This is a genomic window from Bradyrhizobium tropiciagri, from assembly GCF_001189845.1.
Classification (GTDB): Bacteria; Pseudomonadota; Alphaproteobacteria; order Rhizobiales; family Xanthobacteraceae; genus Bradyrhizobium; species Bradyrhizobium tropiciagri.
The window spans coordinates 1-13,391 of the sequence record NZ_LFLZ01000023.1; the positions used below are offsets into that span (position 1 = coordinate 1).

15 protein-coding genes are annotated in these 13,391 nt (G+C 65.3%); 4 read left to right on the plus strand and 11 right to left on the minus strand.

The window, feature by feature from the left end:
* Nucleotides 1-116 precede the first annotated feature (116 nt).
* From AKN84_RS19325 to AKN84_RS45730, 8 genes are all read right to left on the minus strand, one after another.
* Nucleotides 117-1,112, minus strand: coding sequence for a P1 family peptidase (locus AKN84_RS19325; protein ID WP_050422255.1), 996 nt, complete (start codon nt 1,110-1,112; stop codon nt 117-119).
* Between the two features lie 204 nt (nt 1,113-1,316).
* Complete coding sequence (locus AKN84_RS19330) at nt 1,317-2,435, minus strand: branched-chain amino acid ABC transporter substrate-binding protein (RefSeq protein ID WP_050422256.1); 1,119 nt, start codon at nt 2,433-2,435, stop codon at nt 1,317-1,319.
* A 165-nt stretch (nt 2,436-2,600) separates the two neighbouring features.
* Nucleotides 2,601-3,350, minus strand: coding sequence for an ABC transporter ATP-binding protein (locus AKN84_RS19335; RefSeq protein WP_050422257.1), 750 nt, complete (start codon nt 3,348-3,350; stop codon nt 2,601-2,603).
* Entirely contained in the window at nt 3,347-4,180 is an 834-nt protein-coding gene (locus AKN84_RS19340; RefSeq protein ID WP_050422258.1) for an ABC transporter ATP-binding protein, read from the minus strand. Before AKN84_RS19340 ends, AKN84_RS19335 begins: the two co-directional genes overlap by 4 nt.
* A complete protein-coding gene (gene livM / locus AKN84_RS19345; RefSeq protein WP_430649918.1) occupies nt 4,177-5,445 on the minus strand; it encodes a high-affinity branched-chain amino acid ABC transporter permease LivM in 1,269 nt (422 codons plus the stop codon). The genes AKN84_RS19340 and livM overlap by 4 nt, the downstream gene beginning before the upstream one ends.
* Nucleotides 5,446-5,512: 67 nt before the next feature.
* Nucleotides 5,513-6,430, minus strand: coding sequence for an ABC transporter permease subunit (locus AKN84_RS19350; protein WP_050422260.1), 918 nt, complete (start codon nt 6,428-6,430; stop codon nt 5,513-5,515).
* Between the two features lie 500 nt (nt 6,431-6,930).
* Nucleotides 6,931-7,689: a hypothetical protein gene (locus AKN84_RS19355; RefSeq protein WP_050422261.1), complete on the minus strand. Its 759-nt coding sequence runs from the start codon at nt 7,687-7,689 to the stop codon at nt 6,931-6,933.
* A 9-nt stretch (nt 7,690-7,698) separates the two neighbouring features.
* Nucleotides 7,699-7,902, minus strand: a complete 204-nt coding sequence (locus AKN84_RS45730) for a hypothetical protein (protein ID WP_128970998.1) — start codon at nt 7,900-7,902, stop codon at nt 7,699-7,701.
* Between AKN84_RS45730 and AKN84_RS19360 the strand changes: the two genes are divergently transcribed.
* Nucleotides 7,871-8,398 carry a hypothetical protein gene (locus AKN84_RS19360; RefSeq protein ID WP_050422262.1) on the plus strand — a complete coding sequence of 176 codons (528 nt, stop codon included), beginning with the start codon at nt 7,871-7,873 and terminating at the stop codon, nt 8,396-8,398. The genes AKN84_RS45730 and AKN84_RS19360 overlap by 32 nt on opposite strands.
* Here the strand turns inward: AKN84_RS19360 and AKN84_RS19365 are convergent.
* The 3 genes from AKN84_RS19365 to AKN84_RS19375 form a co-directional block, all read right to left on the minus strand.
* Complete coding sequence (locus tag AKN84_RS19365) at nt 8,378-8,770, minus strand: carboxymuconolactone decarboxylase family protein (protein WP_050422263.1); 393 nt, start codon at nt 8,768-8,770, stop codon at nt 8,378-8,380. The genes AKN84_RS19360 and AKN84_RS19365 overlap by 21 nt on opposite strands.
* 166 nt (nt 8,771-8,936) lie before the next feature.
* Entirely contained in the window at nt 8,937-9,719 is a 783-nt protein-coding gene (gene pcaD / locus AKN84_RS19370) for a 3-oxoadipate enol-lactonase (RefSeq protein ID WP_050422264.1), read from the minus strand.
* 56 nt (nt 9,720-9,775) lie between these two features.
* On the minus strand, nt 9,776-11,131 hold the full coding sequence (locus AKN84_RS19375; RefSeq protein WP_050422265.1) for a 3-carboxy-cis,cis-muconate cycloisomerase: 1,356 nt from the start codon (nt 11,129-11,131) through the stop codon (nt 9,776-9,778).
* Between the two features lie 210 nt (nt 11,132-11,341).
* On the opposite strand from AKN84_RS19375, the gene AKN84_RS19380 reads away from it, so the two are divergent.
* The 3 genes from AKN84_RS19380 to AKN84_RS19390 all read left to right on the plus strand — a co-directional run bounded on the left by AKN84_RS19380 (nt 11,342) and on the right by AKN84_RS19390 (nt 13,315).
* Nucleotides 11,342-11,788: an SRPBCC family protein gene (locus AKN84_RS19380; RefSeq protein WP_016840413.1), complete on the plus strand. Its 447-nt coding sequence runs from the start codon at nt 11,342-11,344 to the stop codon at nt 11,786-11,788.
* Nucleotides 11,789-11,955: 167 nt separating this feature from the next.
* Entirely contained in the window at nt 11,956-12,441 is a 486-nt protein-coding gene (locus tag AKN84_RS19385) for a (2Fe-2S)-binding protein (RefSeq protein ID WP_021077804.1), read from the plus strand.
* A 67-nt stretch (nt 12,442-12,508) separates the two neighbouring features.
* On the plus strand, nt 12,509-13,315 hold the full coding sequence (locus tag AKN84_RS19390) for an FAD binding domain-containing protein (RefSeq protein ID WP_050422266.1): 807 nt from the start codon (nt 12,509-12,511) through the stop codon (nt 13,313-13,315).
* Nucleotides 13,316-13,391 lie beyond the last annotated feature (76 nt).

Genomic DNA, 13,391 nt, shown 5'->3' on the forward strand with positions numbered 1-13,391 from the left:
GGGGAGTCTCCGCGAGTCCGTCTATCACCGTTGATGCGGAGGCGGCCCCTCACCCCAACCCTCTCCCCGTAAGAACGGGGCGAGGGAGCGCTCTTCCGTCGCGGTAAAATCCAGTTTTAACCAAACCGCTCCCGCCAGCTCGGCTGCGCGCCGGGGAAGGGCAGCGCGGTTGCTGAATGAACGCCGCGCGCGATCGCGCGTGCCACCGTGTTGGCGGCGACGGCGCCGAGCTTGGTCAGGCCGAACAGCGGATCGACCGGCTTGGCGCCGGTCGCGGCCGCGAACACCACATCGCCATCGAGCGGGGCGTGCACCGGATAGATCGCGCGCGCCATGCCGGTCTGCGCGATCATCGCAAGTCGTCGCGCCTGCGGTTTTGTCAATTGCGCCTCGGTCACGACCACGACCAGTGTCGTGTTCTCCGCCGCGGTGGCGTCCGCGCCGCCCTTCAGCCGCATCTTCAGCATGTCCTGGGTGAACGCTGGCGGCAGGCCGCGCCCGCCGAACTCGCCGTTCACCTCGAACGGCGCCGCCCAGAACCAGGGACCGCTGCCGACCGTGACGCTGCCGACCGCGTTGACCACCGCCAGCGCTGCGACCTTGATGCCGTCGTCGGTCACGGCGGACGCCGAGCCGAGGCCGCCCTTGAGGTTGGCGGTGGTGGCGCCCATGCCGGCGCCGACGCTGCCGAGTTCAAAGTCATCTGAGGCGGCATTCGCCGCCGCATAGCCGAGATCGCGATAGGGCGGGAAGCGGCCCCACGCCTTGTTGCCTCCGTTGAGCAGGTCGAAGCAGATCGCGCCCGGCACGATCGGGATCACCGCATCGCGGATACGAAAGCCGCGGCCGCGCTCGGCGAGCCAGGCTTGCACGCCGCCGGCCGCATCGAGCCCGAGCGCGGAGCCGCCGGACAGCGTGATGGCGTCGATCGCCTCGACGACGTTGTGCGGGGCAAGCAGCGCGTCCTCGCGGGTGCCGGGACCTCCGCCGCGGACATCGATCGAGGCGACCGCCGGCCGCTCGAACAGGATCGCGGTGACACCGGAGGCGATCACCGCGTCGTCGGCGTGGCCGACGGCAACGCCGGCAATATCGGTGAGAAGGTTTTTCACGATGCGTCCATCCCTGCTGTCCGATCGACCCGGTATAGCAGCCGTGGTGTCAAAGCAAAACGCCCCGGCTGACCGGGGCGGTTTGTAACTCTATCCTCGTCATTGCGAGCGAAGCGAAGCAATCCATTGTCACCGATTACGCGGAAAGATGGATTGCTTCGTCGCTGTCGCTCCTCGCAATGACGGCGAAGGATGGGGAGCCGATCAGGAGCCCTTCGGATTGATCTCGGTGTAGTTGCCCTTGGCGTCCCACTTGTAGACGACATAGTCGATCGCCTTGATGTCGCCCTTGGCGTCGAACGCCATCTTGCCGAGCACGGTGTCCCACTCGCCGGCCTTGATGGTGTCCATCACCTTCTTGGCGTCGGTGGTGCCGGCCTTGGCGACGGCCTGCGTCCACACCTGCATCGCGGCGTAGGTGTAGAGCGTGTAGCCTTCGGGATCGATGTTCTTAGCTTTGAACTTCTCGACGATCGCCTTCGCGGTCGGCTTGTTGCGCGGATCGGGACCGAAGGTGAACAGCGTGCCTTCGGCGGCCGGGCCGGTGATCGAGGCGAACTCCTTGTCGTTCATGGCATCGCCCGCCATCAGAATGGTCTGCAGGCCCTGATCGCGCATCTGGCGCAAGATCAGGCCGGCTTCCTGATGGTAGCCGCCGACATAGACCAGATCGATGTTGTCGCGCTTCAGGCGCGAGACTATCGAGTTGAAGTCCTTGTCGCCCTTGTTGTAGGACTCGAACATCTTCTCCTGGAAGCCGGCCTTGTTCAGCGCCTTCTTGGTCTCGTCGGCGAGGCCTTTGCCGTAGGTGGTCTTGTCGTTCAGGATCGCGACGTTCTTGCCCTTGAAGTTCTTCATGATGTAGTCGGCGGCGACCAGGCCCTGCTGGTCGTCACGGCCGCAGACGCGGGCCACGTTCCAGAGCTTGCGCTCGGTGAACAGCGGGTTGGTCGAGGCCGGGGTAATCTGCAGCACGTTGGAGTCGGCATAGGCCTCGGAGGCCGGGATCGAGGACGACGAGCAGAAATGGCCGGCGACGAACGGAATCTTCGAAGAGCCGATCTTTTCCGCGATCGAGCGCGCCTGCTTCGGATCGCAGGCGTCGTCGTTGGATTCCAGCGCGAGCTTCTTGCCGAGAACGCCGCCGGCGGCGTTGATGTCGGCGACTGCCTGCTCGGCGCCGTTCTTCATCTGCCGGCCGAAAGCGGATTCGGACCCCGTCATCGGGCCCGCGACTGCGATTGTGATGTCTTGCGCGAACGCGCTCGCCGACAATGCGAACGAAGCGCCCAATGCCAGGCCGATCAGCTTCAGTGATTTCATGAGACGTCCCTCGTGGTCGTTGCCTCTTGCGGAAGGGCCCGGCACGCCGGGCCCTCAAACCACGGGCATTCTCGGCTGGTTTCGCGGCGAAGTCACCGGCAATTTTCAGGCAAATCGACGCTGCATCGGCTGCGTCCTGCTGCAGGAGCGGCACGAAACGTGCAGCTAGCCGTGGCGGCCGCCTTCCAGATAGGCGGCGCGGATTTCCGGGCGCTGCAGCAATTCGCTGCCGGTTCCGGTCAGCGTGATCAGGCCGTTGACCATGACATAGCCGCGATGGGCGAGCTTCAGCGCATGGTTGGCGTTCTGCTCGACGATCAGCACGGTGAGGCCGTCCTGCCGGTTCAGCGTGCGGATGGCGTCGAAGATCTGCCGCGCGATCAGCGGCGCCAAGCCGAGCGAGGGCTCGTCCAGCATCAACAGGCGGGGCCGGCTCATCAGGGCGCGGCCGATCGCGAGCATCTGCTGCTCGCCGCCGGACAGCGTGCCGCCGCGCTGCGCGATGCGCTCCTTCAGGCGCGGAAACAGCGCGAACACGCGCTCCAGCCCGGCCTCGCGCTCGGCCTCGCTGCATTCGGTGGCGTCGGCGCCCATCTGGAGGTTTTCCGCGACGCTCATCCGCGGAAAGATCCGCCGGCCCTCCGGTGATTGCGCGATGCGCAGCCGCGCGATCTCGTGGGTCGGCACGCCGGTGATGTCGTGGCCGTCATATTCGATGGTGCCGGCGCGGGCGCGCGGCCGGCCGAAGATCGTCATCATCAGCGTCGATTTGCCGGCGCCGTTGGCGCCGATCAGGGCGACGATCTCCCCTCGATTGATCTCGACGTCGACGCCCTTCAGCGCCTCGATCTTGCCATACGCCGCACGCACGCCGCGCACCGCGAGCAGGGGTGTGGTAGCAGCTAGCGCGCTCACGTGCCGCTCTCCATTACGGCGATCGCCTCTTCCTCGTCGGCGCCGAGATAGGCGGCGATCACCTTGGGGTCGTCGCGCACGGCCTGCGGCGAGCCCTCGGCGATCTTGACGCCGTAGTCCATCACCACGACGTGGTCGGAGATTTCCATCACGACCGACATGTCATGCTCGATCAGGAGGATCGAGGTGCCCTGTTCGTTGCGGATCGACAGCAGCAGCTCGTTGAGCCCGCCGCTTTCGCGCGCGTTGAGGCCAGCCGCCGGCTCGTCGAGGCAGAGCAGCACGGGCTCGGTGCACATCGCGCGTGCGATTTCGAGCCGGCGCTGGTCGCCATAGGCGAGATTGCCGGCGGCATCGTCGGCGCGTGAGAGCAGGCCGACACGATCGAGCCAGGTCCGCGCCAGTTCGATGGCGCGCTGCTCGGCTTCGCGCCAGGACGGCAGGCCGAGCAACCCGAGCAAGGTCAGGCCCGAGGCGCGCATCAGCGCGTTGTGCTGGGCGACCATCAGGTTTTCCAGCGCGGTCATGCCGGGGAACAGGCGGATGTTCTGGAAGGTGCGCGCCACCTTGGCCTGCTTGGTGATGCGGAAATCGCCGAGCCGCTCGAGCTGCATGGTGCGGCCGTCGTCATGGGCGAGGCGGATCGCGCCGCCGCTCGGCCGGTAGAAGCCGGTGATGCAGTTGAACACCGTGGTCTTGCCGGCGCCGTTCGGGCCGATCAGCGCGGTGATCTTGCGCCGCTCGGCCGCAAAGGAGAGCGCGTTGACCGCGACGATGCCGCCGAAGCGCATCATCAGGCGGTCGACGGTGAGGATCGGATCGCCGCTCATCCGTGGCCCTCCTTGACGAGGTCGGACGAGATCGCCTGGTTGCGTTCCAGATACACGGTCGGCGCGCGATGGCCGATCAGCCCGCGCGGCCGCCAGATCATCAACAGCACCATCGCGATGCCGAACACCAGCATGCGATACTGATCGAAACCACGGAACAGCTCGAAGCCGCCGATCATGGTCAGCGCCGCCAGCGCGACGCCGAGCTGCGAGCCCATGCCGCCGAGCACGACGATCGCAAGCACCAGCGCCGATTCCTGGAAGGTGAAGGATTCCGGGCTGATGAAGCCCTGCCGCGTGGCGAAGAAGGCGCCCGCGAAGCCGCCGAACATCGCACCCGTCGCGAACGCGGTGAGCTTGGTCGTGGTGACGTTGATGCCGAGCGCGCGACAGGCCACCTCGTCCTCGCGCAGCGCCTCCCAGGCGCGGCCGATCGGCAGCCGGCGCAGCCGGATCGTCACCCAGTTGGTGAGCAGCGCCATCGCCAGGATCAGGTAGAACAGGAACACGATGCGGTGGGTCGGCGAGAAATCGATGCCGAGCTTGGCCGCAAGCCCGTCGTCGCTGTTGTCGAGCGGAATGCCGAACAGGGTCGGGCGCGGGATGCCGGAGACGCCGTTGGGGCCGCCGGTCAGGCTCTGCCAGTTGATGATGACGAGACGGATGATCTCGCCGAAGGCGAGCGTGACGATCGCGAGATAGTCGCCGCGGAGCCGCAGCACCGGGAAGCCGAGCAGCACGCCCCAGAACGCCGCCAGTATGCCGGCGAGCGGCAGGCAGACCCAGAACGACAATCCGAAATTGGTGGCAAGCAGCGCGTAGGAATAGGCGCCGACCGCATAAAAGGCGACATAGCCGAGGTCGAGCAGGCCGGCGAGGCCGACCACGACGTTCAGTCCCCAGCCGAGCATCACATAGGTCAGGACCAGGATCGACAGGTCGAGAATGTAACGCTGATTGTAGAAGATGACGGGCACCAGGAAGGCGAACACCAGGAGCGCCGGTGCCAGCCAGCGCCCGGCGAACGACATCGCGGCCTGCACCGGCTTCGGGACGATGTGGTCCGTGTCGATCGGTCCCCACCATTGCCGCAGCAGCTCGATGATGATGCTGCCGCCGAACACGGTGCCGACGAGGGCGGCGAGGTCGCCGAACCGCGTCCAGTAGATCAGACCGCCCTGCGGGCCGGCCTCGGTGCGGATGCCGATCATCAGCGAGAACAGCACCAGCGCGACGGCGGCGCTGATCAGGGCTTTCTTGAGAATGAAGGCGCTGCCCGAAGGCTGCGCGGCGTGCGAGGGGCGGGCTGAGGTCGCGCTCACGAAGTGCCTGTCAGACTTTTTCGACTTCGGGACGGCCAAGCAGGCCGGTCGGCATGAAGATCAGCACCACGATCAGGATCGAGAACGCGGCGACGTCCTTGTACTCCACCGAGAAATAGGCCGACCAGAACGTCTCGATCAGGCCGATCGCGAGCCCACCGAGCATCGCGCCCGGCAACGAGCCGATGCCGCCGAGCACTGCGGCGGTGAACGCCTTGATGCCGGCGACGAAGCCCATGAAGAAATCGACCAGCCCGTAATACAGCAGGTACATCATGCCGGCGACCGCGGCGAGCGCGGCGCCGATCACGAAGGTCATCGAGATGGTGCGGTCGACATCGACGCCGAGCAGTGCGGCCATGGTCTGGTCCTGCTCGCAGGCGCGCATGTCGCGCCCGAGCCGGGTGCGCGAGACGAGCCAGGTGAACACCGCGAGCAGTACGATGGTCGCGAGCACGACCACGATCTGGATGTTGGAGAGCTGAACGGCGAAGCCTGCCGGGCCTTCATGCAGCGTGTAGCCGCCGGTGACGATCGGCGGCACCGGCTTGACCCGCGCGCCCTGCGACACCTGTGAAAAATTGGTCAGCACGAACGACATGCCGATCGCCGACAGCATCGGCGCGAGGCGGAACGAGTGGCGCAGCGGCCGGTAGGCGATGCGTTCGATGGTCCAGCCGTAGAGCGCGGTGATCACCATCGAGACCAGCAGCACGATCAGCAGGATCAGCGGGATCGCGGTGAGGCCGAGCGACACCAGCACCAGGAACGAGATCATCGCGATGAAGCCGCCGATCATGAAGATGTCGCCATGGGCGAAGTTGATCATGCCAACGATGCCGTAGACCATCGTGTAGCCGATGGCGATCAGGCCATAGATCGAACCGAGCACGAGGCCGTTGATCAGTTGCTGGGCGAAATAATCCATGCGCCGCCGTCAGAGCCTGTTCGGTTGAGAACCGAACGGGCTCTCGGTTTGATTTGGACGCGTTGTCTTCACGCGAACCGGTCTCCACTTCGCTCGAAAACGCACCGTCGCGGGTGACGCGGCGAGGGCCCCCGGCAGCCTGGTCCGTCGCGTCGCGGTATTTTCTAACAGCGGAACCCCGGCGGCGGCAACAGCGTGGCAGCAGCAGAAAGGGCCTTGTACATAACTACTTTGGCGGGTGCGCTTCCGATGTCACAGGGGTCGAGGCCCCGTCGCCTTGCAATGATCGCGCCGGAACCCGTGTTCCCCGAGCAACTGCGGTCCCGATGCACGCGTTGTCCCCAGCTTGATGAGAGAATGACCAACCGGAGCCCAGATCGGAAGCTCAGCGCCGCAGGATCCGGGCCGGTGTGAGGCTGGGTAATTGAGCAGCTGCAACAAAAAGGGTCTCGCCGCGTTGCGAGGCCTTTTGTCAGTCGATTTGTTTCTGCCGCTGTTATTCAGGCCAATTGATCGGCGAAGCGGCCGCGGAAGGCGTATGAGCCGAAATGCGTCAGCTCGCTGCGCAGATCGAGCCAGATCTCGCCGCCGAGGTCGATCCAGCGCCGGCAGAAGGCGTAGTCTTCGGACAGATATCCGCCGGTCGTCTTGTCGATCATGCATTCGAACAGCGACACGCGGTCGAGGTCGGCGCGAACCAGATTGCCGGTGTTCAGATCGTTGCTCTTGTGGTTCGCCCGGTATTTCAGTTCGGGATGAGCGTCGCACAGCCGGACGAGGGCAGATCGTTTCATCATCAGGAAGCCGGTTCCGGCATATCGGACTTTGGCAAAGCCATCGCCGCGCGCCGTGATCTGGTCGCCGGCCCATGTGACGACATAATCCAGCGAGGATGAGGCGAGGTTCTTGCGCTTGGCGTCCGCGGCCCGCTGCACCTTATCCCAATCGATGTGCTTGAGCGGATAGGCCGCGGCCGAGACATCGGCGCCGCACTCGAGCAGCCGGAATACGGACTCGGGCTCGAACCCGATATCGGCATCGATGAACAGGAGATGGCTGGCGCCGGAGGCGAGGAACTGGTGCGCCAGCTCGTTCCGGGCGCGCACGATCAGCGATTCGTTTCCGATCAGATGGAACACGATGTCGATGCCCCGGGCCGTGGCCGCAGCCTGAAGCTTCAGGACTGACAACACATAGGCCATCTTCAGATCGCCGCCGAAGCAGGGCGTTGCGACGAAAACACGGGTTCTTTCAGTCATTTTACCCCCTCATGCTCCCCAGCGCAGATACTGGCCGGGCCCGATCGCATCGATACCGGGAACCATGGCACCGCGCTTAACCTTAACAAAGGGTTTAAATTGCTGCCGGCAATCGATCGGCGTTACCTCGCCCCCTGAACCGTCGCCGGTCGATAAGGCGCGGCAAGCACGGGAAGCGGCAATGTCGAACAACTGGCGGATCAGCTCCTTCAACGGCGCGCTGCTTGCGGCCTATTTCATTCCGATCTGGACCATCATCGCCTTCAGCATCATGGTGTCGCCGATCCATGGCCTCTATGAGCGGCCGAGCGTGTCGATCGCGCTGTATGCGAGCGACTATCTGCACCTCGGCAAGATGGCGACGGTGCGGCTCGCATGGCTGTTGGCGCTGGCGCGGATCACCGTGGTGGCATTCTTCGCGGTGTTCCTCGCGATGGCCGCGTTCTCGCCGCTGCGCAGAAACAGCAGCGGCGCCGATGAGGCGCTTGCGGTGGCGCTCTGCCTCGGCAGCGTGCTGAGCTTCGCCAGCATGATGATGGCGTCGAAGGTCGGCGAGATCGAAGCGATGCGGATGCATGCGTCCGAGCTTCTGATGCTGCTCGGCACCGCGATCGTGATGCTGTTCGAGACCTCGCCGAAGCGAGCTGCCGTGACTCCTGCCGTCGAGGCGGGGGCGCCGGCGAGTGGGCTATCCCTTCAGCAGCCCTAGCTCGGCAATGATTGCGCCGGCTTCCTTGACGGCGTGGTTGGCTGCCGGCACGCCGCAATAGATCGCCTGCTGCAGCAGGATCTCCTTGATGTCGTCGGGCGTGAAGCCGCCCTCGCTGAGCGCGGCGCGCACATGCAGGCGGAACTCGTCCCACTGGCCGAGCGCGACCATGGTGCCGATCACGAGCACGCGGCGGGTGCGGTGATCGAAATGCGGCCGGGTCCAGATGTCGCCCCACGCGTAGCGCGTGATCAGGTCCTGGAAGTCGGTGTTGAACGCGTTGCGGTTCTTGATCGACTTGTCGACCCATTCATTGCCGAGCACCTTGCGGCGCTGCGTCATGCCGTCGTCGCGGCGCTGATTGTCGTCCATGGATGTCTCCTCTTGATCGATTCTTCACCTCTCCCACAGGGAGAGGTCGCGCGAAGCGCCGGGTGAGGGGCTCAGATCTCACGAGGGAGCGTCATCCCTCACCCGGATCGCATCTTGCGATGCGATCCGACCTCTCCCGATGGGAGAGGTGTTCGAACACGCGGCACTACCGTTGCGTCAGGAAGCCGACCACGGCTTCGGTGAAGGCGTGCGACTGCTCGACATTGGAGATGTGCGCGGCATCCAGCAGCGTCATGCTGGCGCCGGGAATGCCGCTGCGGATCATCTCGCCCGCCGACACGGGCGTTGCCATGTCCTGCTTTCCTGCGATCACCAGCGTCGGGCTTTTGATCTTCGGCAGCAGGGCGCGCTGGTCGAGCGTCGACAGTGCTTCGCAGCAGGCGAGATAGCCTTCGACCGGAGAGGCAAGCAGCATCGCCTTCATGCGCGCCGTGGTCTCAGGCTCGCGCTCGCGGAAGTCGGCGGTCAGCCAGCCCGCGATCACGGTGTCGGCGACCGCGGCGATGCCGCCTTCCTTCACCGCCTTGATGCGGTTCAGCCAGTTGGTCGGATCGGGATAGTAGCAGGCGGTGTTGGCGAGGATGATCTTGCCGAATCTCTCAGGAGCGTTGGCGCCGAGCCATTGCCCGACCATGCCGCCCATTGACAGGCCGCACCAATGCACCTTCTCGATGTTGAGGTCGTCGAGGATCGCCAGCACGTCGCGGCCGAACCGTTCCATCGAGTAGGGGCCAGCCGGCACGCCGGATTTGCCGTGGCCGCGGCGGTCGTAGCGGATGACGCGGAACATCTGCGTCAGCGCCCGCATCTGCGGCTCCCACATCTGCAAGGTGCAGCCGAGCGAGTTCGACAGCATCACGGTCGGTCCGCCGTCGCGGCCATCGACCTGGACGTTGAGCAGGCATCCGTCGGCGTTGATCATCGGCATTATGTTGTCCCTCTCGTCATGCACTTGCCGGGTCAAGCCCGGCAATGACATCGTCGCTACTTGTCATCCAGTGAAGCCAGCAACCGGTCGATCAGCGCCTGCGAGGCACCCTGATAGGCCATCGGCTCGAACAGTTCTGCGATCCGCTTGGCATCGAGATGCGCCGTCACAGTGGCATCCGCCGACAGCACATCGCGCAGATGCTTCTTCTCGGCGACCGCTTTCTTGCTGGCGGCCTCGATCAGGTGATGAGCGTCGCTCTTGCCGATCTTGTCGGCGAGCGCGAAGGTGACGGCTTCCGCCATGATCAGCCCTTGCGTCGCATCGAGATTGACGCGCATCCGCGCCGCATCGACCTCGAGCCCTTCGGCGAGATCGACGATCGCGGCAAGCGCGCCCGACGTCACCAGCATCAGGCCCGGCAAGGTCGGCCATTCCGCATGCCAGGGACCGGCGCTGCGCTCATGGTCCTGCACCTGCGCGGCGAAGATCGTGGCAGCGAGGTTGGGCGCCGTGGTCGCAGCGCCCAGCGCGCTCGCAGCGGCGACCGGATTGCGCTTGTGCGGCATGGTGGAGGAGCCGCCGCGGCCGGCGCCGGCGGGCTCGAAGGCCTCACCGACATCGGTCTGCATCATCAGCGAAACGTCGCGCGCGATCTTGCCGCAGGTGCCGGCGAGGATGGCGAACACCGATGCCGCCTCGGCGATGCGGTCGCGGTGGGTGTGCCAGGGCGCATCGGGCAAGGGCAGGTCGAGCTCTTTCGCAAGCTGAGCAGCGACCGCGAGTCCCTTATCGCCGAGCGCGGCGAGCGTGCCTGCGGCACCGCCGAATTGCAGCGCCAGCGTCTCGCAGCGCAGCCGTTGAAGCCGCTTGCGCGAGCGATGCAGCGCCGCGGCATATTCAGCGAGCTTCAGGCCGAACGGCATCGGCAGCGCATGCTGTAGCCAGGTCCGCGCCACCACCGCGGTGTCGCGGTGCGCGCGAGCAAGCCCGGCAAAGCCGGCAACGGCACGGTCGAGGTCGCCAAGCAGCGCATCGATGCCGGCGCGCAAGGTCAGCATGGTCGCCGTGTCGATGACGTCCTGGCTGGTCGCACCCCAATGCACGTAGCGGGCCGCCTCGGCATCGGCCGTGGCGACGTTGGCGGTCAGGGTCTTCACAAGGGGGATCGCCAGATTGCCGGACCGAGTCGCTGTTTCCGCAAGCGCGGCGAAGTCAAATGATTCGGCCTTGCAGGCCGCGGCAATCGGTCCGGCGCTGGCTGCGGGAATCACGCCGCAGGCTACCTCGGCGCGGGCCAGCGCCGCCTCGAAATCCAGCATGTTCTGCAGGGTGGCGGCGTCGTCGCACACCGCGCGCATCGCGGCGCTCGACAGCATCGGCGCAAGCAGGGGGGAGAGGGCTGTGCTCATTGCGCGCGACCTAACCACTCCTGCGCGTCGCTGCCAATGCCCCTGCGCTGCCGCCATATCCGGCAAGCGGACCGCGCGATTTCGTGAACGATGCGCTTGGCTTGCTGCGGTTGCGAATATGCATCGCTCATCCTCCGAAGGTGGCCTTTCCTTTGCGCCCGGCCTGCTTTACTTGGGGGAAAAGGTTTCTTGCGATCGAGGAGGTCCCCCATGGCCATGACGATGACCGGCGAAGTCCAGCTTGCAGCGCCGCGCCAGGCTGTGTGGGACAAGCTCAACGATCCCGAAGTGTTGAAGGCCTGCATTCCCGGCTGCGAAGAGCTGGAGAAGACCGACGAGGGCGGCTTCCGCGCCACCGCGAAAATGAAGGTCGGCCCGGTGTCGGCCCGCTTCAAGGGCAAGGTCACCTTGAGCGATCTCGATCCGCCGAATGGCTACAAGATCTCGGGCGAAGGCGAGGGCGGGGTCGCCGGCTTCGCCAAGGGCGGCGCCACCGTCGGCCTCGCCGACAAGGATGGCGGCACGCTTCTGAGCTACAACGTGGAGGCGCAGATCGGCGGCAAGCTCGCCCAGCTCGGCCAGCGTCTGATCAACGGTGCCGCCAAGAAGCTGGCCGATGAATTCTTTGCAAATTTTGCAAAGGCGGTGCAGGGTTAGCCCTGCTTCCGGCTGGACTATCTGGGTCCGGCCAAGGCTTCCCGCTATGTCCTGGATGGGTGGCTCCAAAGGTTGCCCATCGCGGGGCGCGCCCATATTATGCCGTCTGGAATGATTTTAAACCGCCTGCTTCGCCGATATGCGGTGGCGCAGATAAGAGAGTGCTGATGGCCAAGATTTCAATGATCGTGAACGGCAACCCCGTGAACGCCAATGTCGACCCCCGTACCCTTCTGGTCCAGTTTCTGCGCGAAAACCTGCGGCTGACAGGCACCCATGTCGGCTGCGACACCTCGCAGTGCGGCGCCTGCGTCGTGCACCTGGACGGCAAGGCGGTGAAGTCCTGCACGACGCTCGCGGTGATGGCCGACGGTCATGAAGTCAAGACCATCGAGGGCTTGGCGGCCGACGGCGCGCCGCTGCATCCGATGCAGGAGGCCTTCCGCGAGCATCACGGCTTGCAGTGCGGCTTCTGTACGCCGGGCATGATCATGACCGCGGTCGACCTGGTCCATCGCAAGGGCCACGACCTCAGCGATGAAGTGATCCGCGAGGAGCTGGAAGGCAATCTGTGCCGCTGCACCGGCTACCAGAACATCGTCGCTTCGATCGCCGCCGGCGCCAAGGCGATGGCCAAGTCGGACCTCGCCTAACAAGTCGACCACGGCTAGTCAGCAATTCATCGCGACCGCGATCAGGACATTCCCAGGAATTTCGCCAATGTACGAATTCAAATATCACCGTCCCGGCACCGTGCGGCAGGCCGCCAACCTCCTGGTGAAGAACGAGGACGCCAAGCTGATCGCCGGCGGTCACACGCTGGTGCCGGTCATGAAGCAGCGGCTCGCGAGCCCGCCGCATCTGGTCGATCTCTCCCATATCGAAGGTCTCGACACGATCGAGATGAAGGGCCGCTCGCTGGTGATCGGCGCCACCGCCAAGCACGCCGAGGTCGCGAACTCCGCGATCGTGGGCGAGGCGATCCCGGCGCTGGCCGAGCTGGCGGGCCTGATCGGCGATCCCGCGGTGCGCCACCGCGGCACCATCGGCGGCTCGCTCGCCAACAACGATCCGACCGCGGACTACCCGGCGGCGGTGCTTGCACTGGGCGCGACCATCGTCACCAACAAGCGCCGCCTGAAGGCCGAGGAGTATTTCCAGGGCCTGTTCTCGACCGCGCTCGAGGCCGACGAGATCATCACCAAGGTGATGTTCCCGGTGCCGAAGAAGGCGGCCTACATCAAGTTCCGCAACCAGGCCTCGCGCTACGCGTTGGTCGGTGTGTTCGTGGCCAAGCGTCCGTCCGACGTCCGCGTCGCGGTCACCGGCGCGGGCTCCGACGGCGTGTTCCGCGCCACCGCGTTCGAGGAGGCCTTGAAGAAGCGTTTCTCGCACAAGGTGCTCGACGGCATCGCGGTTCCCGCCGAAGGGCTGAACAGCGACCTGCACGGCAGTGCTGAATATCGCGCGCACCTGATCGGCGTTTTGACGCGCAGGGCGGTGGAAGCCGCCAACGCCAAGGACTAGCTAAGGACTAGATCCAAGGGACTAGATCCAAACCGGATCCCAAGGACTAGATCTGACGCTTGACCTTACTAACCCC

Coding starts and splice junctions, on each gene's coding strand:
- AKN84_RS19330 (WP_050422256.1), bottom strand. CDS start 2,435: ATGAAATCACTGAAGCTGATCGGCCTGGCATTGGGCGCTTCGTTCGCA.
- AKN84_RS19340 (WP_050422258.1), bottom strand. CDS start 4,180: ATGAGCGGCGATCCGATCCTCACCGTCGACCGCCTGATGATGCGCTTC.
- AKN84_RS19350 (WP_050422260.1), bottom strand. CDS start 6,430: ATGGATTATTTCGCCCAGCAACTGATCAACGGCCTCGTGCTCGGTTCG.
- AKN84_RS19355 (WP_050422261.1), bottom strand. CDS start 7,689: ATGACTGAAAGAACCCGTGTTTTCGTCGCAACGCCCTGCTTCGGCGGC.
- AKN84_RS19360 (WP_050422262.1), top strand. CDS start 7,871: ATGTCGAACAACTGGCGGATCAGCTCCTTCAACGGCGCGCTGCTTGCG.
- AKN84_RS19365 (WP_050422263.1), bottom strand. CDS start 8,770: ATGGACGACAATCAGCGCCGCGACGACGGCATGACGCAGCGCCGCAAG.
- pcaD (WP_050422264.1), bottom strand. CDS start 9,719: ATGCCGATGATCAACGCCGACGGATGCCTGCTCAACGTCCAGGTCGAT.
- AKN84_RS19375 (WP_050422265.1), bottom strand. CDS start 11,131: ATGAGCACAGCCCTCTCCCCCCTGCTTGCGCCGATGCTGTCGAGCGCC.
- AKN84_RS19380 (WP_016840413.1), top strand. CDS start 11,342: ATGGCCATGACGATGACCGGCGAAGTCCAGCTTGCAGCGCCGCGCCAG.
- AKN84_RS19385 (WP_021077804.1), top strand. CDS start 11,956: ATGGCCAAGATTTCAATGATCGTGAACGGCAACCCCGTGAACGCCAAT.
- AKN84_RS19390 (WP_050422266.1), top strand. CDS start 12,509: ATGTACGAATTCAAATATCACCGTCCCGGCACCGTGCGGCAGGCCGCC.